Here is a 21,292-nt window from a genome sequence, read left to right as displayed (position 1 = left end):
CGACCGGGCGAGCCGGGTTCTCACCCGTGCGCGCTCGCGGCCTCCACCAGCTCGCCCAGGATCGCGATTCCCGGGTCGATCGCGGCGAGCTGGGGCGCGGCCAGGCCGATGCGGAAGTGGTTGCGGGGCGGGTCGTCCCCCAGGAAGTAGAGGTCGCCGGGCTCGATCAGCACGCCCCGCCGCTGGGCCAGCCCGGCCAGGCGCCGCCCGTCGAGCGCGGGAGGGCCCGTCATCCAGAGGCTGACTCCGCCCGGCGGCGGCGCTGAGCGCCACGGCAGATGCGTGTTGACGGCGGTGCAGGCCGCCTCCCACTTGCGCATCAGCCGCGTGCGGTAGCGCCGCACGGCCCTGTGGTACTCGCCCGAGCGGATGAACAGCGCCAGCGCGCGCTGGGTGTGCCCGGAAGGGTGCCGCACCGAGTAGCGCCGGATGTCGCGCAGCTCCCGTACGAGTTCACGCGAGGCCACCAGGTAGCCGAGCCGCAGCCCTGGGGCGAGGAACTTCGAGAACGTGCCCAGGTAGATGACCTGCCCCGTCTCGTCCAGGCCCTTGAGCGCCGGTGTGGGCCTGCCCTGGTAGCGGAACTCGCTGTCGTAGTCGTCCTCCACGATCGCGGTACCCGACTCCCGGGCCAGTGCGAGCAGTTCGCGGCGGCGGCCGATGCTGAGTGTCACGTTGGTCGGATGGTGGTGGCTGGGGGTGACGTGCAGCAGGTCGACACCGGCGAGCGTGGCGGGGGGCTTGAGGCCTGCGGCGTTGACGGGCAGGGGGCGCAGCTCGGCGCCGGCGCGGGCGAAGATGTGCCGGGCGTCCAGATAGCCGGGGTCCTCGACCGCGACCACCGAGCCGCGGCCCAGCAGCGCTCGGCTCAGCAGGTCGAGGCCCTGTTGGGAGCCGACGGTGACCAGCACCTCGTCGGGCTCTGCGCGCACTCCCCTGGCGGGCAGCAGCCGGGTGCACAACGTCTCCACCAGCAGCGGATCGTCGGCCGCGATGCTGTCCTGGAGGCTGAACTGGGCGTGCGGGTGGTACAGCGCTTCGTTCAGTGCCCGTGCCCAGGCGCGCGCGGGGAAGGCCCGGAAGTCGACCTGCCCGGCCAGGAAAGGGTACGGGTAGCCGACCCAGTCGGTCTGCTTCTCGATGTGCGGCAGCGGATCGGCGCGGCTGGGAAGGTCGGTGAGCCGCGCCGACCAGTCGTAGCGCCGGACGGCGGTGGCGGGTTCCACCGCACAGTACGGGCGCATCTCGCGGTTGACGAACAGGCCCTGGCGGGCGCGGCTCTCGACGAACCCCTCGGCGACCAGCTCCTGGTAGGCGGCGTTCACCGTGTTGCGGGAGAGTCCCAGCTCACGGGCGAGTTCCCGGGACGAGGGCAGCCGGCCTTCCGCGTCCACCAGGCCGGATCCTATGCCGTGCTCGATCGCCTTGCGCAGCTGCCGGTAGAGGGGTTCGTCCGACTCCCGGTCCACCTCGATCACCGTGCGTGGCATGCCGCCTCCCGCCGTCTGGTCCCATCAGAGTCGCCGGTCCTGGCACTTTCCACCGGACCAGTTGGGCTCGCAATCTAAACCCCATCGCAGCCGCTGGACAGAGCTGCGCAGATGGGAGTTCGTTATGCGGATCGGCATCCCCAAAGAGATCAAGAACCACGAGTACCGCGTTGCCATCACCCCCTCGGGTGTCCACGAACTGGCCCGTGCGGGCCACACGGTGTACGTGGAGGAGGAGGCGGGCGCCGGATCGTCCATCGCCGACACCGACTACAAGGCCGCCGGTGCCACCGTGCTGCGCTCCGCCGACGAGGTGTGGGGCGAGAGCGAGCTGGTGCTCAAGGTCAAGGAACCGGTGGCCGAGGAGTATCCCCGGATGCGGGCGGGCCAGACCCTCTTCACCTACCTCCACCTCGCCGCCTCGCTGGAGTGCACCGAGGCGATGCTGGCCTCGGGCATCACCGGTGTCGCCTACGAGACGGTGCAGCCCGGCGACGGCTCACTGCCGCTGCTCTTCCCCATGTCGGAGGTGGCCGGGCGGCTCGCGCCCCAGGTCGGCGCCTACCACCTGATGCGGGCCGCCGGCGGACGCGGTGTGCTGATGGGCGGCGTCTCCGGCACCAGGCCCGCGAAGGTCACCGTCATCGGCGCGGGCGTCTCGGGCATGAACGCGGTCGCCGTGGCCACCGGCATGTGGGCCGACGTGACCCTGCTCGACCTGAACGTCGACAAACTGCGCGCCGCCGACCGGATGTACCAGGGCCGGATCACCACGGTCGCGTCCAACGCGTACGAACTCCAGGCCGCCGTCGCCGACGCCGACCTGGTGATCGGGGCGGTGCTGGTACCGGGCGCGCGGGCGCCCAAGCTGGTCACCAACCAGATGGTTTCGGGCATGCGCCCGGGTTCGGTGCTGGTGGACATCGCGGTGGACCAGGGCGGGTGTTTCCAGGACTCCCACCCCACCACGCACACCGACCCCGTCTACCCGGTGCACGACTCGCTCTTCTACTGCGTGGCCAACATGCCGGGTGCCGTGCCGAACACCTCCACCTACGCGCTGACCAACGTCACGCTGCCCTACGTCCTGTCCATCGCGGGCAACGGCCTGGCCGCCGCGGCCCAGGCCGATCCCGCCGTCCTGCGGGGCGTCAACGTCCTGGACGGCCGCGTGACCTACCGGCCCGTCGCCGAGGCACACGGTCTGGGCTACACCGACCCCGCCTCCCTCCTGCACTGACCGGGCACCGCACACTCTCGTAAGGAGCTCACCGTGACCGTGACCACCACCGGCACCCACACCGGCCTGCGCGCCAAGGCGCAGGCGCACCTGGGCCAGCACTTCACCCGGCGGGACGTGTGGCAGGGCGAGGAACTGCCCGTCTTCGTCCGCAGCGAGGGCTGCCACCTCTACGACGACCAAGGCCGCCGGTTCCTCGACGGACTGGCCGGACTGTTCTGCGTGAACATGGGCCACAGCCGCTCCGACATCGTCGCGGCCGCCGCCGAACAGATGGAGACGATGGCGTACTCCACCAACTGGGGCGCCGCGCACCCGCCGTCCGTCGAGGCCGCGAGCCTCATCGCCGAGCTGGCGCCGGGCGACCTGGACGTGACGTGGTTCGTCAACTCGGGCTCGGAGGCCGTCGAGACGGCGATCAAGTTCGCGCGGCAGTACCACAGGAGCCAGGGCCGGCCCGGACGTACGAAGATCATCAGCCGCAGCATGGCCTACCACGGGGTGACGCTGGGGGCGTTGTCCGTCACCGGGCTGGAGAAGATCCGTGAGCCGTTCATGCCCCTGCTGGAGGGGGTGCGGCACGTCCCCAACACCCTCGGCGTCACCGGTGACCAGGGGCCCGCCGACGCGCTGGAGTGCGTCCGCGCCATCGAGCGGGCCATCGTCGAGGAGGGCCCCGAGACGGTGGCCGCCGTCTTCGCCGAGCCGGTGCAGAACGGACGCGGCGCGCTCGTGCCGCCCGACGGCTACTGGCAGGAGCTGCGCAGGATCTGCGACCGGCACGGAGTGCTGCTCGTCGCGGACGAGGTGATCTGCTCGTTCGGCAGGCTCGGCCACTGGTTCGGCAGCGGAGCGTTCGGCACCGTCCCCGACATGATCACCTTCGCCAAGGGGGCGACCTCGGGCTACGCGCCGCTCGGCGGGATGATCGCCCGCGAGCCGCTGGTGCGTGCGCTGTACGAATCACCGCTCGGCGGCACGTTCACCCACGGCGCGACGTGGGGCGGGCACCCGGTGTCCACCGCCGTCGCGGTCGCCAACATCACCGCCATGCGCGACGAGCACGTGCTCGACAATGTCCGCACGCTCGGCCCCGAGCTCCGCGCCGGGCTGGAGGAGATCAAGGAGCGGCACCGCGTCGTCAAGGACGTGCGCGGCATGGGATTCTTCTACGCGATCGAGTTCACCGCCGACCGCGACGCGGGCGCCGAGTTGAGCGACGAGCAGTCGGCGCGGGTGCTGCGCGAGGTGCTGCCCGCCGCGTTCCGCAAGACCGGTGTGGTGCTGCGCCCCGACGACCGGGGCGCCACGATGCTGATGGTCTCGCCGCCCCTGGTGGCCGACCGCGAGGTGCTCGGCGAGCTGCTGGCCGGCATCGCGGTGATGGTGGACGACGTGGCGCACAGCGTCCACGGCTGAGAGGGGCACCCTGTGCGACAGGACGGAACGGCCGACACCACACCGGACCCTCCGCGGGTGCCGGAACCGGCATCCGCGGGCACCACCGAGGTCCCCGGCCGGAACGGGGGACTCGGTGGAGCCCGGGTTCCCGGCGGCGTCCACCCTCCCGCCGGGCCCGCGGCCTCCGGCGGATCGAAGGATCCCACCGACGGATCGCGGGATGCCGGGGAACCGGAGGCCGCGGAGGCGAGCGCGGGGCTGCACAACGGGCTCAAGCAGCGCCACATGACACTGATCGCGCTGGGCGGCGTGATCGGGGCCGGGCTGTTCGTCGGCAGCGGTGTCGTCATCGGCGAGACGGGCCCCATCGCCATCGTCTCGTTCCTGCTGGCGGGCGGGCTCGCCATCCTCGTGATGCGGATGCTCGGCGAGATGGCGGTGGCCCGCCCGGCGGTGGGGTCCTTCTACGCGTACGCGCGGCTGGCCCTCGGCCCCTGGGGCGGCTTCACCATCGGCTGGCTCTACTGGTATTTCTGGGTCAACGTCGTCGCCCTGGAGGCCGTCACCGGAGCCACGATCATCCACGCCTGGCTGCCCGGCATCGACCTGTGGGTCATCAGCCTGTGTCTGATGGTGCTGCTGACGGTGGTCAACCTCTTCTCGGTCAAGTCCTTCGGCGAGTTCGAGTACTGGTTCGCCTCGCTGAAGATCGCCGCGATCGTCGTCTTCCTCGTCATAGGGCTGGCGTTCGTCGTCGGCCTGTGGCCCGGCGCCCACGCCGACGCGGGGAATCTGACCGAGCACGGCGGCTTCGCGCCCAAAGGCCTCGGCCCCGCGCTGACCTCCGTGATCCCGGCCGTCGGCTTCTTCACCGGCGCGGAGATCGCGGCGCTGGCCGCCGCCGAGTCCACCGAGCCGCGCCGCGCGGTCGCCCGGGCCACGCACTCGGTGGTACTGCGCGTGCTGCTCTTCTACGTCGGCTCGATCTTCCTCATCGTGGCGATCGTGCCGTGGAACTCCAAGAGCATCGGCGACGGTCCTTACGTGGCCGCGCTCCAGCAGATCGGGATACCGGCCGCCGCCGACGTGATGCGCCTGATCATCCTCGTCGCCGTCCTGTCGGCGCTGAACGCGGGCCTCTACAGCGCGTCCCGCATCGTCTTCGCGCTGACCCGCAACGGCGACGCGCCGCGCGGCCTCACCCGGCTCAGCGGCAACGGGGTACCGCGCCGTGCGATCCTGCTGGCCACCGTCCTCGGCTATGTCTCGGTGGTCTTCGCCTACGTCTCCCCCGACACCGTCTTCTCCTTCATCGTCCACTCCTACGGTGCCGTCGCGCTCTTCGTCTACCTGCTCGTCGCCCTGTCACAGGTCCGGCTGCGGCGCCGGCTGGAGCGCGAGGATCCGGGGGCGCTGACGCTGAAGATGTGGGGCTATCCGTATCTGAGCTGGTTCACGGTCGCCGCGATGGCCATCGTGATCCTCGCGATGGCCTTCCTTCCCGACACCCGTATGGACTTCGTCGCCAGCACCCTGACCCTGGCGGTGGTGCTCGGTGCCTACGCGATACGACGCCGCCGGGGGCGGACCTGACCCACGGGAACCGAACGCCGGGCCGGTGAGCCGGGGCGGGGCCGCGACGCCCCGCCCCGGCTCACCGGCCCGGCTCGGCGCGCCTGTGCGCCGAGCGCATCGTGCGGTCGGAGGGGACGACCTGGGCCACCTGGCCGGCCACCTCGATCAGCCGCGGCGCGAGCTCCTCGATGCGCGTGTCGGGCAGCCGTACGGCCGGCACCTGGACGACCACGGCCGCGTGGGCGTGCCCGTGCGCGTCCAGCACCGGGGCGCCGATGCAGCGGACGCCCTCGACGTTCTCCTCGTTGTCGATGCTGTAGCCGCGTGCCCGCGTGCGTTCCAACTCGCCGGTGAGCTGCCGCGGGGTGGAAACGGTGTGCGGGGTGACCGCAGGCAGCCGTGCGGGGAGTGAGCGGACGTACGCCTCGGTGTCTCCCGCACGGCTCATCATCGCCTTGCCGGACGCCGTGGAGTACAGCGGGAACCGCGCACCGGGGTGCTGTTCGAAGCGGAGCGGCAGTGTCGACTGGACCCGCATCACCACCACCGACTCGTCGCCGTCCCTGACCACGAGGTTGACCGACTCGTTGGTCTCTGCGTTGAGTTGTTTGAGCAGGGGCATGGCCCGGTCGGCGCCCAGGGTCCGCTGGGCGGCCTGGCCGAGCAGGATGGCGGTGCTGCCGAGGTAGTAGCCGTCCGTCGCGGGGTTGCGGACGAGGAAGCCCTCGGCCGCCAGCGCTCCCACGACCCGGTGCGCGGTTCCCGGGGTGAGGCCGAGACGCTGGGTGATCTCGGTGATCTGGACGTCGCCCTCGGCCTCGATGAACAGCCGCAGCACGGCAAGGGCTCGGCCGACGGCCTGAGTTCCGGCCGGACTCTCGGATGTCCCTCGTCCGTGCCGCTCCGAGGTGTCTCCCACTGCAGGCGGCCTCCGTCCTCTCACCCCTACGGCACTTCGGGCCCGTGCCCGTGCAGCCTACCGGCGGTGCGAACCGTCTGCTGCAAGACCCTTGACCCTCTGTCCGGGCACCTCTACCGTGCCACTCACTCCACATTGTGGATGCTCTTCCAAAAATCTTGCTCCTGCGGTCCCGGCCCGCCTTCCGGCCCACCGGCCGAAGCCGGCCGAACGGGCGAACCCGGCCGAACCGCCGCCAGGGAGCACGGCCATCGGCCCACCCACACTCCCCACCCCCCGACTCCGAGGAGGCCCCGTGCCGTCCTTCGACCACCCCACCGAGACCGTCTTCACCTGGGCCGCACCCCCTTTGAAGTTCGGCCTCGGCGCCCTCGCCGAGATCGGCGAGGACCTGCAGGCCCACGGCGTCCGCCACCCCCTGATCCTCACCGACCCCGGTGTCGCGGCGAGTGGAGTGCCCGACCGGGTCGCCCACGCCGTCAAGACGGCCGGGCTGGACGTCGACATCTTCGACCGCGTCGCCGTCGAGCCGACCGACGCCAGCATCGAGGAAGCCGTCGCCTTCGCCCGCTCAGGCCCCTGGGACGGCTACATCGCCGTCGGCGGCGGCTCGGCCATGGACACCGCCAAGGCCGTCAACCTGCTCACCACCCAGCCCGGCACACTCATGGACTACATCGCCCCGCCCATCGGCGGCGGCAAGGTTCCCGAGCAGCCGGTGCGGCCCCTGATAGCGGTGCCGACGACATCGGGCACCGGCTCGGAGGCGACCACCATCTGCGTCGTCGACCTGCTGAGCCTGCGCCTCAAGGCCGGCGTCAGCCACCCGCGGCTGCGGCCCGCGCTCGCGGTCGTCGACCCGCTCACCACGCTGACCGTGCCCCCCGCCGTCACCGCGGCCAGCGGCATGGACGTCCTCACCCACGCCGCCGAGAGCTACACGGCGCTCTCCTTCGACGCCCGCCCCGCCTTCCCCGACGCCAAGGCACGCGCGGCCTTCTGCGGCGCCAACCCCGTCAGCGACGTGTGGTGCGAGAAGGCCATGGAACTGGTCGGCACCCACCTGCGCAGGGCGGTGATGAACGGCAACGACCTCAGCGCCCGCTACGGCATGGCCTATGCCTCGGCCGTCACCGGCATGGGCTTCGGCAACGCGGGCACCCACATCCCGCACGCCAACGCCTACCCGATCGCCGGCGCCGTCGAGAACTACCAGGCCGAGGGCTACCCGCCGATGCCCATGGTGCCGCACGGCCAGGCCGTCGCCTCCACGGCGATGGCGGCGTTCCGCTTCACCTTCCCCTCGAACCCTCAGCGCCACCTGCGGGCCGCGGAACTGATCGGCGGCCGCCCCGTCGACCCCGACGAGGGCGCCGAAGCCCTCCCCCGCGTCCTGCGCGAACTCCAGCGCGACATCGACATGCCGACCGGAGTCTCCGCCTTCGGGTTCACCGAGGACGACCTCGACACCCTCGTGTCCGGCACGCTCAAGCAGTCCCGTCAGCTCTCCGTCACCCCGCGTCCCCTGACGGCCCAAGCCGCCGCCCGTATCTTCCGCGAGTCACTGAGCAACTGGTGACCGGCACGCCCGGCAGACCCCGCACCCTGCGCCCCCTCCGGAGGCATTCGCATGCCCGCAACCGCGCAGTCGCCGACCAGTAAGGCCGCACTGGCCGGCGCCATCGGCACCACCATCGAGTGGTACGACTTCTTCCTCTACGGCACCGCCGCCGGCATCGTCTTCGACAAGCTGTTCTTCCCCCGCTTCGACAGCGTCGTCGGCACACTCATCGCCTTCGCCACCTTCGCCGTCGGCTTCGTCGCCCGGCCCCTGGGCGGCCTGATCTTCGGCCACTTCGGCGACCGGGTCGGCCGCAAGACCGCCCTCATCACCACCATGTTCCTCATGGGCGTCGGCACCTTCCTCGTCGGCGTCCTGCCGACCTACTCCGCCATCGGCGTCTGGGCGCCGGTCCTCCTCGTCCTCCTCCGCATCATCCAGGGCATCGGCATCGGCGGCGAGTGGGGCGGCGCCGTGCTGATGTCGGTCGAGCACGCGCCGGAAGGCCGCAAGGGCTACTACGGCAGCTGGCCCCAGATCGGCGTGCCGGCCGGACTCATGCTGGGGACGGGCGTCTTCGCGCTCCTCTCCAGCACCCTGTCCAGCGAGCAGTTCCTCGCTTGGGGATGGCGCATCGCCTTCCTGCTGAGCGCCCTCCTCGTCCTGCTCGGACTCTGGATCCGCCTCCAGGTCTTCGAGACCCCGGACTTCCAGGCCGTCAGGAAGGAGGACACCCAAGCGCGCATCCCGATCGTCGAACTCCTGCGCACCTCCAAGCTCAACCTGCTGCTCGGCATGGGCACCCGCATGGCCGAGGGCATCGCCTTCAACACCTGGGGCGTCTTCGCCATCGCCTACACCACGACCGAACTGGACGTGCCCAGGACCCACGCGCTGATCGGGGTGATGGTGGCCGCGGCGGTGTGCGTACCCATGATCCCCCTGTGGGGGGCCGTCTCGGACCGGTTCGGCAGACTGCGCACGTTCGGGCTGGGAGCCGCGCTCTTCGGCGCTTCGGCGGTGCCGGCGTTCGTCCTCTTCGACACCGGTTCGGCGCTGGTCATCGGCGGCACGCTCGTCGTGACAATGGGCCTGTTCTACGGGGCCATGTACGGCCCTCAGGCGGCCCTGTACGCCGAACTCTTCCCGCCCAACGTCCGCTACAGCGGCGTGTCGTTCGTCTACCAGGTCTCCGGGATCTTCGCCAGCGGCTGCACCCCGCTCATCCTCACCAGCCTGCTGAACGCGGGCGACGGCAGCCCGTGGCTCATGGTCACCTACATCGTGGGCATGTCGGCGGTCAGCCTGGTCTCCGTCGTCCTCATCGCCGTGCTGGCACGACGCCGTGCCCGCGCCGCCGCCCCCGAGCCCGTACCCGCCGCCGCACAGCCGGCCTCCGCTCCGCCCGTAAGGCAGTGAACGTGCCCACCTCTCCCTCCGGCGCCACCGCCGACCTCACCGCCGCCCTCCACCGCGCAGGCGTGACAGAGACCGACGACTCGCCACTCGCCCGCTCCCTGTACGCCTCCGACGCCTCGCTCTACCGCATCCCGCCCAGCGCCGTCGTCTTCCCCCGCCACCCCGACGAGATCGCCGCCGTGCTGTCCGTGTGCGGGGAACACGGCGTCCCCGTCACCATGCGCGGCGCAGGCACCTCCATCGCCGGGAACGCCGTCGGGCCCGGCGTCGTCGTCGACACCAGCCGCCACCTCGACCGGGTGCTGGAGGTCGACGCGGAGGCCCGCACCGCGCTCGTCGAACCCGGCGTCGTCCAGGCCCGCCTGCAACAGGCCGTCGCCCCGCACGGTCTGCGCTTCGGCCCCGACCCCTCCACCCACAACCGCGCCACGCTCGGCGGCATGCTCGGCAACAACGCCTGCGGCAGCAGAGCGCTCGGCTACGGCCGCACCAGCGACAACGTCCTCGGACTCGACGTCCTCGCGGGCACCGGCGAGCGGCTGCGCCTGGGCGACGTGCCGGGGCGGACAGCGCACTCTCCCCTCCTCGATGAGCTGTCGCGGACCGTCCGCGCCGACCTCGCCGTCATCCGTACCGAACTGGGCCGCTTCCCGCGCCAGGTCTCCGGCTACTCCCTCGAACACCTCCTGCCGGAGCGGGGATTCGATGTGCCACGAGCTCTGGTGGGCAGCGAGGGGACCCTCGGTCTCACCCTGGCCGCGCGGGTCAATCTCGTACGGGACGAACCCGCGCGCCTCCTGGTCGTCCTCGGCTATCCGGCGATGGCCGAGGCGGCGGACGCCGTACCGGCACTCCTGGCGCACGCACCGGTCGCCTGCGAGGGGATCGACGCGCGCATCGTCCGCACCGTCGCCGAGCGGCGGGGCGCGGCCGCGGTCCCCGAACTCCCGCGCGGGGACGGCTGGCTGCTGGTCGAGCTGGCGGGACCGGACACCGCGGCGCTCACCGCGGCGGCGGAGCGGCTGGTCAAGGACGCCGGAGCGCTGGACTCCCGCGTGATCACCGACCTCGGGCACGCCGCGGCGCTGTGGCGGATACGCGGGGACGGCGCAGGACTGGTCGCCCGCACCCCTGACGGCGCCCCCGCTCACGCCGGCTGGGAGGACGCGGCCGTACCGCCGGAACGCCTCGGCAGCTACCTGCGCGCGTTCGAGGCGCTGCTCACCGAGCACCGGCTCACGGGCGTGCCCTACGGCCACTTCGGCGACGGCTGCGTCCACGTCCGCATCGACTTCCCGCTCGGCTCGCCAGGCGGAACCGGAGCCCTGCGCGACTTCCTCTTGGCGGCCGGCGAGACGGTCGCCCGGCACGGCGGCTCCCTCTCCGGCGAACACGGCGACGGACGGGCCCGAGGCGAGCTGCTGCCGCTGATGTACTCGCCCGAGGTCATCGGCCTCTTCTCCCGCGTCAAAGGGGTCTTCGACCCCGACGACCTGCTCAATCCCGGTGTCATCGTGCGGCCAGACCCCGTGGACGCGTCCGTGCGCGCCGCCGGCGCACGCCCGCTGCGCCGCACCGAGCTGCCCACCCTCGCCCTGGCCCACCGGCACGACCGCGGCGACCTGTCCATGGCCGTGCACCGCTGCACCGGAGTCGGCAAGTGCCGCGCCGACACCACGGCGGCGGGCGGCGTGATGTGCCCCAGCTACCTGGCCACTCGTGAGGAGAAGGACTCCACCCGCGGGCGCGCCCGCGTTCTCCAGGACGTCGTCTCCGGGCGGCTCGGTCCCGACGGCTGGCGGTCGCGGGCGCTGCACGACGCACTCGATCTGTGCCTGTCCTGCAAGGGCTGCTCCTCGGACTGCCCGACCGGCACCGACATGGCCGCCTACAAGGCAGAGGCCCTGCACCAGCGCTACCGCCGGCGGCTGCGCCCCCGCAGCCACTACTCCCTGGGCCGGCTGCCGACCTGGAGCCGCCTGGTCACCAGGTTCCCCGTGCTCACCCGGATCGCGAACCGTGTGCTGCGCTCCACCGCCCTCCGTCCGCTTTTGAGCTGGAGCGCCGGCGTCGACGCCCGCAGGCCCCTGCCCTCGTTCGCGCCCGTCACCTTCCGGCGCTGGTTCGCCCGGCATCCCGCCGGGCGGCCACCACGCCACGGCGACGTCGTCCTGTTCACCGACACCTTCACCGACGCCTTCTCGCCCGAGGTGGGTCAGGCGGCGGTCGCGGTGCTCGAAGACGCCGGCTACCGGGTCGCCGTCACGGCGCGGCCGGTGTGCTGCGGCCTGACCTGGATCTCCACCGGCCAACTGGACGGCGCGGCCAAGCGGGTACGGGCGACCGTACGCGCGCTCCTCCCGCACGTCCGCGCCGGCGCCCTGGTGGTCGGGCTCGAACCCTCCTGCACGGGAGTGCTGCGCTCCGACGCCGCCGAGCTGCTGGACGGCGACGACGCCACGGCAGCGGCCGAGGTCGCCGACGCCACCCGCACCCTCGCCGAACTGCTCTCGGACACCCCGGGGTGGAGCCCGCCCGACCTGTCGGGAAACAGCTACGTGGCCCAGCCGCACTGCCATCACCACGCCGTCATGGGCTGGGACACCGACCTCGCTCTCCTGACCCGGGCAGGCGCCGAGGTCACCCGCGTCGGCGGCTGCTGCGGATTGGCCGGCAACTTCGGCGTCGAACGCGGCCACCACGACGTCTCCGTCGCCGTCGCGGAACACCGCCTCCTGCCCGCCGTCCGCGAGGCCGCACCGGACACCGGCATCCTGGCGGACGGCTTCAGCTGCCGCACCCAGCTGAGCAACCTGGCCGACCGCCCGGGCGAACACCTGGCACAGCTGCTCGCGCGCCGCCCCGACACGGCGGGGCAATCCCTCTCGGCTGCACAGGATCAGGGGCGGTGCGCGAAGAGGAGGTAGCCGCCGAAGCCGAGGAACCCGGCGCCGGTCGCCTGGTCCAGTCGGCGGCGCGGCACGCGCAGGCGGCTGCCGTCCTGACGCAGCGCCCGCCCCACCCCGATGTACAGCACGGCGGCGACTCCCTCGACAGCGATGTAGGCGGCGGCGAGCGGGACGAGGGAGAAGGCCGCGGCATCCGCGGGAAGGAACTGCGGCAGAAACGAGGCGAACAGCAGCAGAGCCTTCGGGTTCGACAGGGCGGTGACGAACTCCTGCCGCACGGCGACGGCACAGCGTACGGGCGGTCCCGCCGCGGCCGTGCCGCGGCCACCCGCGCCCGCACCCGCGTTCCACAGAGCCGTGACACCCAGCCACAGCAGATAGGCGACACCGAGCCACCGCACGATCTCGAACGCGAGGGCTGAGCGCGCCAGAGCCGTGCCGAGACCTGAGACCACCATGGTGACCAGGAGAGCGAAGGCGGCGAACCGTCCGGCGACCCCCGCCAGGGCGTAGCGCGCGCCGGCCAGGGCGGCGTTGCGCAGGCCGAGGAGCTGATTGGCCCCGGGATCATCGCCAGCAAAAAGGCCGCCGGAAGGAAGAGCTGCCACGCGATCATGTCGGCAGTCTTCCCGACCGCCGCCTCGGACAGACACGACGGGGACCGACGACCGTCACTCACGGTCGGCGCCCCGACGCGCACTGACCCTCCGCCCGGTGCGTGACGCGGATTTTGGACTGGCCGTGCGGGAGGTCCTCCCAGTCGTCCATGAAGCGGGCGGTCAGGCCGTGGTCGGCGGCGAGGGAGAGCAGCGTTTCGGTGCGGTAGTAGAAGTCCTCCCGCAGCACGTGGTGTTCCGTACCCTCCGTACGGTCGAAGGTGAAGTCGAACCAGCCGCCCGGGGCGAGGACGCGGCCGATGTGGGCGAAGCACTCCTCGATCACCGGCAGCGGCGAGTGGGAGAACACGCTGTGCGCGTGCACCACGTCGAACCGGCCCTCCGGCAGGAAGCCCAGCGAGAGGTCGCGCACCGGTGTCAGCGTCGGCAGCCGGTCCTGGAGCCTTTGGTCGCGGAGCGTGTCCTGCGCCGCGAACAGGATGTCGGGAGAGATGTCGATGCCGTGGTAGTGGCCGGGACGCAGGTACTCGATGAAGCGCCAGCCCGCTCGCAGGTTGCCGCAACCGATCTCCAGCATCCGGTGCTCCGGGCGCAGCCCGTGTCCCAGCAGGTAGTCGAACTGCATGGCTCCCAGCGCCAGCCAGCGCTCCCGGCTGCGGCCGCCCACGGCCGCGTCGGGATCGCGGCGCGTGTCCGAGCGCATGACCGCGCGGTAGTAGGCGACGTGATCCGGCGAGCGGTAGCGCAGCCACGTGTCGCGGGCGGTGCGGCGCAGGTGCCGTGGCACACGGGCGGGGTGGCGCAGTGCGTAGGACAGGCGGTGGGTGAGGGAGGAGCGGTCGGCTGTCAGGCTCTTGGGCATGGCTGCGCTCGTTCTCGGTAGGGGCCGTTTTCCAGCAGTCTCACCGGCGTCACCACCTCGGGGCGTCGGAGGTGCGGCTGCCCGTGACGGCCCCGCCGGGCCATGCCGAGGTCAGCCGATCGGATGATGTGTGTCATGAGGAGCGCTTGTATACGTGGTGGTGCGAGGCCCCCGGGAGGCGATGAGGACGCGGTGGAGCGAGACGACACGGAGCCGGACGCCGACGCGCGCTGGCTGACCGCCGCCCTCGACGCCGCCTTTCTGCTGTTGCTCGGCGGTGCGCTCGTCCGCCTGCTCACCCACGGCCGGGCCGAGGGCGCGCGCTCCGCGTGGGTGCTCGCGCTGTTCCTCGCCTTCGGAGCTCTCTACCTCTTCGGGCGGCTGACGGCGCCTGCCCCGCGCCACGGTGAGCGCCCCACCGTCCGGCATCTGGTCTGGCTCGGCGCGGTGCTCGCGCTCTGGATGGTCCTGCTCGCCCTCGAACCGAGCGCCACCTGGTGCACCATGCCGCTGCTGTTCACCGGGCTGCACCGGCTGCCCGTGCGGCTCGCGGTCCCGCTCGCCGCCGTGCTGGTCCTTCTCGTGGTCGTCTCCGAGGTGCGGATCGCCTCCGGCGGTTTCAACCCGAACCTGGTGATCGCCCCGGTCGCTCTCGGTACGGTCGCCACGGCCGTCCTCGTGCACGGCCGGCGTCTGACCACCCGGCAGCGGCTGCTGATCGGCGACCTGGTGCGCGCCCGCGGAGAACTGGCCGCCTCCGAACGGCACGCGGGCATCCTGGCGGAGCGCCAGCGGCTGTCGGCGGAGATCCACGACATCCTCGCGCAGAGCCTGTCGAGTCAGCGGATGCTGCTGCAGGCCGCGCAGCGCCACTGGCACACGGAGCCGGACACCGCGCACACACATGTGTGGGACGCCGCCGCGACCGCGGACCGCGCGCTGGCCGAGGTCCGCAGGTTCGTCCGCGACCTGGCCCCGCTCGACCTCGCCGAGAACTCCCTCGTCACCGCGTTGCGCACTCTCGCGGAACGGGACGGCGCACCCGGTCGGGCCGTCGAGTTCCGCCTGGACGCCGCGCCCGGCGGCCCAGGTGCGCTGCCCGGGGCGGTCGAGGCGGCGCTGCTGCGCGTGACCCAGCAGGCGCTGGCCAACGCGCGGGAGCACGCCGGGGCGTCCAAGGCCGTCGTCACCCTGACCTGTCTGGAGGACCGGATCACCGTGGACATCGCCGACAACGGGTGCGGCTTCGACGCCCGGAAGCCGCCGCGCCGGTCCCGGGCCGCCGAGCGAGGGCACGGCCTGCCCGTCATGCGCATGCGGGCCAGGGAGGCCGGCGGGTCGCTCACCGTCGAGTCGGCGCCCGGCGAGGGGACCGTGGTGACGATGGCCGTGCCGCTCGCCACCGGCGACGCCGGAAGGGAGACGCCGTGACCAGCGCACCCGGCACGGTCCGGGTGCTGCTGTGCGACGACCACGCCGTCGTCCGTGCCGGGCTGCGCGCCCTGCTGTCCAGCACCGACGGCATCGAGGTCGTCGGGGAGGCGGGCAGCGGCGAGGAGGCGCTCGCCATGGCGGCGGGGCTGTCGCCTCACGTGGTGCTCATGGACCTGCAACTGGGTGCGGGGATGGACGGTGTGACGGCCACCCGCCGGCTCACGTCCGCCGAGGACGCGCCGGTGGGCGGTCCCGCCCCGCGGGTGCTGGTCCTCACGATGTTCGACACGGACGCCGACATCGCCCGCGCCGTCGCCGCGGGCGCCACCGGGTACCTGCTCAAGGCCGAGCGCCCCGAGCGGCTGTTCGCCGCGATCAGGGACGCGGCGGCCGGGCGTACGGTGCTGTCGGGGTCGGTGGCCGACCGCGTGGTCTCCCGCCTGCGCAGCCCGGGCCCCACTCTCACCCCGCGGGAGAGCGACATCCTCGGCCGGCTCGTGCAGGGTCTCGGCAACCGGGAGATAGCCCGGGCCCTGTTCCTGAGCGAGGCCACGGTCAAGACGCACCTCGGACGCATCTACGCGAAGCTGGACGTGCGCACCCGGGCGGGGGCGGTGGCAGCCGCGGCCCGCCACCGCCTGCTGCCGTGAGGGCGCCCCGCGCGCCGGGGCATAATGTCACCATGCGGATCTCGGCCAAGGCGGACTATGCGGTACGCGCCGCGCTGCAGCTCGCGGCGGCCGAGCCGGGCGGAACGGTGAAGGCCGAATGCGTCGCGGAGGCGCAGGAGATCCCCCACAAGTTCCTCGAGGGCATCCTCAACGACATGCGCCGCGGCGGGCTCGTCGCCAGCCAGCGGGGCGTCAACGGCGGCTATCGGCTGGCGAAGCCGACGGAGGACATCAGCATCGCCGACATCATCCGGGTCGTGGACGGTCCCCTGGTCTCGGTGCGGGGTGTGCGTCCGCCGGAGTTGTCCTACAGCGGGCCGGCCGAGTCGCTGCTGCCGCTGTGGATCGCGCTGCGCGTCAACGTGCGCCAGATCCTCGAAGGTGTCTCGCTGGCCGACCTGGTCTCCGGCCGGCTTCCCGGTGAGGTCTCGCTGCTGACCGACTCCCCCTCGGCCTGGGCCAACCCGTAGTCCTCTCGCTCGGATTCCGCCGGGCGCCGCTGCGAGGCGCTGTCCGGCCACCGAGACGTGAGCGGATCACATGATGGACGACCTCTTGTGGGGCTTCTCCGCTGCGGCCATTATCCCTACCAATCAGGTAGGAAAACTAGGGATCTCAACTGCGAGGTGGCTACTGTGCGCACGCTGATACTGCTGGCCTTGGCCGGGCTCGGCGCCCAACTGGTGGACGGCAGCCTGGGCATGGCCTACGGCGTCACCTCCACCACTCTGCTGCTGGCCGCCGGCACGAACCCCGCCGCGGCCTCGGCCACGGTCCACCTGGCCGAGATCGGCACCACCCTGGCCTCCGGCGCCGCCCACTGGAGGTTCGGCAACGTCGACTGGCGGGTGGTCGCCAGAATCGGGGTGCCCGGGGCCGTCGGCGCCTTCGCCGGGGCCACCTTCCTGTCCAAGCTGTCCACCGAGGCGGCGGAACCGCTGATGTCGCTCCTGCTGCTGTCCCTCGGGCTGTACGTGCTGATCCGTTTCACCGTCCAGGGGCTGCCGACGGGGAATCTGGGGAAGCCGCTGCGCAAGCGGTTCCTGGGCCCGCTGGGACTGGTGGCCGGATTCATGGACGCCACCGGCGGAGGCGGCTGGGGGCCGGTCGGCACCCCCGCGATCCTCGCCAGCGGCCGCATGGAGCCGCGCAAGGTCATCGGCTCGATCGACACCAGCGAGTTCCTGGTCGCCGTCGCCGCCAGCCTCGGGTTCCTCTACGGGCTCGGCTCCGAAGGTGTCAACGCCGGATGGGCGGTCGCGCTGCTCGTGGGCGGACTCGTCGCCGCGCCCCTCGCCGCCTGGCTGGTGCGCCATGTGCCGCCGCGGATCCTCGGCTCGGCGGTGGGCGGTCTCATCGTCCTCACCAACGTCCGCACTCTGCTGCGCGGCGACTGGATCTCGGCGGGCGACGCCGCCCAGTGGACCGTGTACGGCATCCTCTACGCGGTCTGGGCGGCGGCGTTGGCCCACTCCGTGAGGGAGCACCGCCGCGCGCCCGCTCCGCGAGCGGCGACCGCGGAGGATGAGACGGCACCGTCGGCGTCCGTCTGAACACCGCTGCGCCTGACCCCGGCCACCGGTCCGGGCCAGGCCGGAAGCTGCGGAAGCTCTCCCTCTCCCCTTCTCCGGAGGCGCACGTGACATCGGCTGCCGAGGCATCCCCCCGCTCCGTGGACGGTCCAAAGCCGAGCGGGGCCGGACCGTCGCCCCGTGCGGCGGCCCTCCGTTCGCGGCCGTACCGGTGCGCGCCGTGATCCTGCACGAAGAGGAGCGCGAAGACGAGCGGAAACGCGAGCGGGAAGTGGACCGCGCCAAACACCGCGCGGCTCCCCCGCACCTGTGGGAGCAGGTGGCCGGCGAACTCGCGGACCATCTCGCCGTCGACGCCGCCGAACGCGACCGTGCCGGCGCACCGCCCCTCGACGAGGTGGCGCACATCCGCGAGTCCGGCCTGCTCGACGCGCTCGTCCCACCCGCACCCGGCGGCAGCGGTCTGGCGTGGCCGGACGCCTGCCGCATCGTCCGCCGGATGGCCGCCGCGGACAGCTCCCTCGCCGAACTGCTGGGCCGGCACTACGTGCTGGCCTGGAGCGGGCGTCTGCTGGCACCTGCCGATCCCAGCGCCTGGTGGGAGACCCACGCGGCCGGCACGGGGCTGCTGCTGGCCGGGCGGATCGAGCCGGAAGCGCGCGGCGACCGGTCCTCCGAAGACGCCCTGACCATCACGGCAGACGACCACGGCCACCACCTCAGCGGCCGCAGTGTGCCGGTGCCGGGCGCGCGGGTGGCCGACCGCGTCCTGCTCTCCGCCCGGCGCGCCGGCACGCGGGAGTCGCACGTGGTGGTGCTGATCGATCCGAGCAGTACGGGCGTCACCACCGAGCCCCTGGACGACCTGTTCGGCCAGCGCCTCACCGGGGCCGGCACCCTCCACCTCACTCAGGCGCACGCCGGCGAGGACGACACGCTCGGCACCGTCGCGGGGGACGAGGACCTGGTTGCTCCGCTCGCGGCGCTCGCCCCGCTCGCGCTGAGGATGATGACCGCGCACGTCGTACTCGGCATCGCCGAAGGCGCGCTGGATGAGGCACGCGACGCCATCCTGGCCACGTTCCACACCCGCTCTCCCGCACCCTGGCGGGACGATCCCACCCTCACGGCGGAAGCCGCGGACCCCGACCTCCTCCAGGCCTATGGAGAACTCGCGGCCGCGGCCCACGTGTCCACGGCGGTCGTCGAGCACGCCACACACGCCCTGGCGGAAGGCATCGGCCGAGGAGAGCGGCTCGACTCCGTGCACGGTTCACGGATCGCCGCCTCCGTCGCCACGGCCGAGGCCAGCGCGAGCGAGGCCGCGCTGCGCATCACCGCCCGCGTGCTGGAGCTCGCCGACGCCGCGCACCTTGACCGTTTCTGGCGCAACGCCAGGTCGCTGACTGCACACCGTGCGCTCGCCCGGGAACTGCGCGCCATCGGCGAACACTTCCTGTACGCGCCCGCCCCCTCGCACTCGTCGGGCACCTGACACGGGGACGGGCCGGGCCGGTCCGGAGGACGTGACGCGGGCGCGCCCGGGGTCGGGGACCCGCCGAGGGAGCCCGCCGAGGGGACGTGGCCGCGGCTCGGTGCGGGCGCCCGCACGCCGGGCGCCCGCACAGCGACTACTTGCTGACCGCGAAGCGCATCAGGGCGTGCTCGTCACCCTGCTTGATCTTCCCCGTCACGTTGATCACTTCGAGCTTCCACGCGCCGCCGACCCGCACGGCCTTGGCCACGGCGCAGCCGTTGTCCTGGGTGAGCAGGCTGGGCCAGATGTCGGCGACCTGCTGTACGGAGCCACCGGTCGCGTCGTAGACCTTGAAGCTGATGTTGCGTGCCTTCTGGAAGGAGCTGCCCTTCTTGTAGGCGGCGGCGACGAACACGATCGAGGTGATGTTGCCCGGGACGCCGGAAAACTCGACGGTGACGGTCTCGTCGTCACCGTCGCCGTGCCCGGTCTGGTTGTCGCCGCTGTGCACCAAGGATCCGTTGCCCATGGGGTCCAGCGAGTCGAGGCCCGCCAGCCGGACGGGATCCCCGTCCTGCATCGCGACGGCGATCAGGTCGAGGTCGGTTCCGGCCTTCCGGCGGAACCTGCCCATCACCCCACCGCTGCTGCCGGCCGTCGGGTCCCAGGAGACACCGATGCTCAGATGGGACACACCGTCCAGATCTGCCGGGCCGTCTTCCTTGGTAAGCGTAATCATGCGTGATTCATCCTCGTGTCAGCGGAACTACCCCACAAAGTGTGCCTGGCCTCCCGCGGACTTCTCGTGAGGGGTCCGCGTACACGGTCCTCGCGAGGGGTCCTGATCGACGGGCACAGGCGGGCACTTCGGCGACACCGTACGGCCAGGGACGGCCGGGCCTGGCAGCGGACGGCCGCGGAGGTGGGGAATTTCCCGCGTCGCCTGACGTGATCCGTCGCCGCCCCGGCCGGGCCGCCGAGGCCCGGGAACTGCCGGTTTTCGCCGCGCGTAACGAGGGTGTTGCCGAGTATCACAGCTATGACCAGCGGGTATGCGGGATTTCATCGTTGACGGCGGGAGACGGCGGCCTCTAGCGTCCGCCACATGACCTACCGAGCCCACGCGGAAGCGATCGATGAGCTGGACCGTCGCGTCATCGCGGCGCTCCAGCTCAACGGCCGCGCCCCGTGGAGCGCGGTCGCCCAGTGGGTGGGAGCCAGCGAATCCACCGCACAGCGCCGTTACCAGTCGTTGTGCGCCCGGGGGCTCCTCCGGGTCGTCGGCACGGTGGAGCTGGACCGCACCCGCCAGGGCTCCTCGATGCTGGTGCGGGTGCAGGCCAGACCGGGACGCGGACTCGACCTGGCGGAGCAGCTCGCCGCCAGCTCCGATGTCCGCTTCCTGGCGGTGGTCACGGGCACGGCGGATCTGATCGTCGACTTCGTCGCGCGCGACAACGACGAGATGATCCGCATGCTCTTCACCGACCTGCCAGGCGCCGACCTGATCACCGGCACGGAGGCCGTCGCCGTCATCCGGACGTTCACCTCAGCGTCGAGGTGGGACACCGGGCTGCTGCCGGCGGACGCCGCCGCGGCTCTGCGCCAGGGCACCACCGCCCCGCCGTGCGACCGCGACGAGAGGGACCGGGCGCCACAAGCGCTCTCCGGCCTCGAGAAGGAGATCGCCTCGGCGCTGACGGAGGACGGCCGCACGCAGGTCAGCACCCTGGCGCGGCGGCTCGGACGCAGTCAGTCCAGCGTCGCGCGGGCCCTGGACCGGCTCATCGGCCGGGGCGTGCTCCAGTTCCGCACGCTGGTGGAGCCCTCCCTGCTGGGTTACGAGGCGGAGTTCATGGTGTGGCTTTCCATCGAGCCCGACCGGCTGGACGCGGCCGGCCGCAGGCTCGCGGCGCATCCCGGCACCAAGTTCCTGAGCGCGGCCACAGGCCGGTTCAACCTCGTGGGTCACATGGTGCTGCCCCGCCGCGCCGACCTGTTCCGTTACACCAGCGAGGTCATCGGGGCCCTTCCCGGGCTCCACGCCTCCGACATCACCCTCCACCTCGCCACCTTGAAGTACTCCTGGCACCGGATGACCCAGGCGGCCTGAGCCGCCACCGCACACCCCGGCGCCTGCCCCCGAACCCGTCCCCTTCCCCTTCCCCGGTATCGGCGTCGGCGT

Annotated in this window: 17 protein-coding genes; 12 read left to right on the top strand and 5 right to left on the bottom strand. The window is 72.2% G+C overall.

Features of this window, described 5'->3' with window-relative positions:
• Positions 1–20: 20 nt before the first annotated feature.
• A complete protein-coding gene (gene pdxR / locus DTL70_RS29910; protein WP_114025131.1) occupies positions 21–1,490 on the bottom strand; it encodes a MocR-like pyridoxine biosynthesis transcription factor PdxR in 1,470 nt (489 codons plus the stop codon).
• A gap of 124 nt (positions 1,491–1,614) precedes the next feature.
• Here pdxR and ald point away from each other — a divergent pair, with 124 nt between their 5' ends.
• From ald to DTL70_RS29895, 3 genes are read left to right on the top strand one after another with little or no spacing between them, the layout of a single operon-like run.
• The gene (gene ald / locus DTL70_RS29905) at positions 1,615–2,730 is read left to right on the top strand and encodes an alanine dehydrogenase (protein WP_114025130.1); all 1,116 of its coding nucleotides are present in this window, start codon (positions 1,615–1,617) and stop codon (positions 2,728–2,730) included.
• A gap of 33 nt (positions 2,731–2,763) precedes the next feature.
• On the top strand, positions 2,764–4,149 hold the full coding sequence (locus DTL70_RS29900) for an aspartate aminotransferase family protein (RefSeq protein WP_220183675.1): 1,386 nt from the start codon (positions 2,764–2,766) through the stop codon (positions 4,147–4,149).
• 57 nt (positions 4,150–4,206) lie between these two features.
• Positions 4,207–5,724 (top strand): amino acid permease, encoded by a 1,518-nt coding sequence (locus DTL70_RS29895; protein WP_245980055.1) that lies wholly within the window; start codon positions 4,207–4,209, stop codon positions 5,722–5,724.
• Positions 5,725–5,785: 61 nt separating this feature from the next.
• Here the strand turns inward: DTL70_RS29895 and DTL70_RS29890 are convergent, their stop codons facing one another.
• Positions 5,786–6,625: an IclR family transcriptional regulator gene (locus DTL70_RS29890; protein WP_114025129.1), complete on the bottom strand. Its 840-nt coding sequence runs from the start codon at positions 6,623–6,625 to the stop codon at positions 5,786–5,788.
• Positions 6,626–6,920: 295 nt separating this feature from the next.
• On the opposite strand from DTL70_RS29890, the gene DTL70_RS29885 reads away from it, so the two are divergent.
• The 3 genes from DTL70_RS29885 to DTL70_RS29875 are packed head-to-tail and all read left to right on the top strand — an operon-like array spanning position 6,921 to position 12,532.
• Entirely contained in the window at positions 6,921–8,204 is a 1,284-nt protein-coding gene (locus DTL70_RS29885) for a hydroxyacid-oxoacid transhydrogenase (protein ID WP_114025128.1), read from the top strand.
• Between the two features lie 51 nt (positions 8,205–8,255).
• Positions 8,256–9,605 carry an MFS transporter gene (locus tag DTL70_RS33980; protein WP_114025127.1) on the top strand — a complete coding sequence of 450 codons (1,350 nt, stop codon included), beginning with the start codon at positions 8,256–8,258 and terminating at the stop codon, positions 9,603–9,605.
• Between the two features lie 2 nt (positions 9,606–9,607).
• Positions 9,608–12,532 (top strand): FAD-binding and (Fe-S)-binding domain-containing protein, encoded by a 2,925-nt coding sequence (locus DTL70_RS29875; protein ID WP_245980050.1) that lies wholly within the window; start codon positions 9,608–9,610, stop codon positions 12,530–12,532.
• On the opposite strand, the gene DTL70_RS29870 is transcribed toward DTL70_RS29875, so the two are convergent.
• Positions 12,505–13,122 (bottom strand): LysE family translocator, encoded by a 618-nt coding sequence (locus DTL70_RS29870; protein WP_181861135.1) that lies wholly within the window; start codon positions 13,120–13,122, stop codon positions 12,505–12,507. The genes DTL70_RS29875 and DTL70_RS29870 overlap by 28 nt on opposite strands.
• Positions 13,123–13,189: 67 nt before the next feature.
• Positions 13,190–13,993, bottom strand: coding sequence for a class I SAM-dependent methyltransferase (locus DTL70_RS29865; protein ID WP_114025125.1), 804 nt, complete (start codon positions 13,991–13,993; stop codon positions 13,190–13,192).
• A gap of 192 nt (positions 13,994–14,185) precedes the next feature.
• On the opposite strand from DTL70_RS29865, the gene DTL70_RS29860 reads away from it, so the two are divergent.
• The 5 genes from DTL70_RS29860 (at position 14,186) to DTL70_RS29840 (ending at position 19,125) form a co-directional block, all read left to right on the top strand.
• On the top strand, positions 14,186–15,424 hold the full coding sequence (locus tag DTL70_RS29860) for a sensor histidine kinase (protein ID WP_114025124.1): 1,239 nt from the start codon (positions 14,186–14,188) through the stop codon (positions 15,422–15,424).
• The gene (locus DTL70_RS29855; RefSeq protein ID WP_114025123.1) at positions 15,421–16,077 is read left to right on the top strand and encodes a response regulator; all 657 of its coding nucleotides are present in this window, start codon (positions 15,421–15,423) and stop codon (positions 16,075–16,077) included. The genes DTL70_RS29860 and DTL70_RS29855 overlap by 4 nt, the downstream gene beginning before the upstream one ends.
• A gap of 32 nt (positions 16,078–16,109) precedes the next feature.
• Complete coding sequence (locus tag DTL70_RS29850) at positions 16,110–16,568, top strand: RrF2 family transcriptional regulator (protein WP_114025122.1); 459 nt, start codon at positions 16,110–16,112, stop codon at positions 16,566–16,568.
• Positions 16,569–16,733: 165 nt separating this feature from the next.
• Entirely contained in the window at positions 16,734–17,651 is a 918-nt protein-coding gene (locus DTL70_RS29845) for a sulfite exporter TauE/SafE family protein (protein ID WP_114025121.1), read from the top strand.
• Between the two features lie 199 nt (positions 17,652–17,850).
• Positions 17,851–19,125: an acyl-CoA dehydrogenase family protein gene (locus DTL70_RS29840; RefSeq protein ID WP_147266838.1), complete on the top strand. Its 1,275-nt coding sequence runs from the start codon at positions 17,851–17,853 to the stop codon at positions 19,123–19,125.
• A 136-nt stretch (positions 19,126–19,261) separates the two neighbouring features.
• On the opposite strand, the gene DTL70_RS29835 is transcribed toward DTL70_RS29840, so the two are convergent.
• On the bottom strand, positions 19,262–19,846 hold the full coding sequence (locus DTL70_RS29835) for a TerD family protein (RefSeq protein ID WP_114025119.1): 585 nt from the start codon (positions 19,844–19,846) through the stop codon (positions 19,262–19,264).
• Positions 19,847–20,212: 366 nt separating this feature from the next.
• Here DTL70_RS29835 and DTL70_RS29830 point away from each other — a divergent pair, with 366 nt between their 5' ends.
• Positions 20,213–21,220 (top strand): Lrp/AsnC family transcriptional regulator, encoded by a 1,008-nt coding sequence (locus tag DTL70_RS29830; RefSeq protein ID WP_114025118.1) that lies wholly within the window; start codon positions 20,213–20,215, stop codon positions 21,218–21,220.
• Positions 21,221–21,292: the final 72 nt, after the last annotated feature.

It is taken from the genome of Streptomyces diacarni (assembly GCF_003323715.1).
Taxonomy (GTDB): domain Bacteria; phylum Actinomycetota; class Actinomycetes; order Streptomycetales; family Streptomycetaceae; genus Streptomyces; species Streptomyces diacarni.
The sequence above is the reverse complement of the archived record's forward strand: the minus strand, read 5'-3'. Positions and strand labels throughout refer to the sequence as shown.